At 28.7% G+C, this 327-nt stretch carries 1 protein-coding gene; it reads right to left on the bottom strand.

Annotated elements, in window-relative coordinates:
* On the bottom strand, window positions 1–327 hold a 327-nt coding region (locus tag LQ686_RS14000), incomplete at both ends, for an ATP-binding protein (protein ID WP_239733462.1).

Here is a 327-nt window from a genome sequence, read left to right as displayed (position 1 = left end):
TTTTAACGACATTTGAGTGATGTAAAATCCTATCTAAAATAGCGTTTGCTATTTTAGGATCCTCAAAAACTTCGTTCCATAAATTAAAATTGATGTTAGTTGTAAATATCGTGCTCTTCTTTTCATATCTTAAATCTATTAGTTGGAAGAATAATTTGGCATCTTCATTATCAATTGGTAAGTAGCCAATTTCATCAATAATTAACAGTTTGTATTTACCATAATGTTTGATTCTACTTTCTAACCTGTTCTCTATCTGTGCTCTTTTTAAATTCTGAATGAGATCGTGACACTTTATAAAATAGGTACTGACTCTTTTTTTAGCTG

Source organism: Mammaliicoccus sp. J-M41 (assembly GCF_022385935.1).
Lineage (GTDB): Bacteria > Bacillota > Bacilli > Staphylococcales > Staphylococcaceae > Mammaliicoccus > Mammaliicoccus sciuri_A.
The sequence above is the reverse complement of the archived record's forward strand: the minus strand, read 5'-3'. Positions and strand labels throughout refer to the sequence as shown.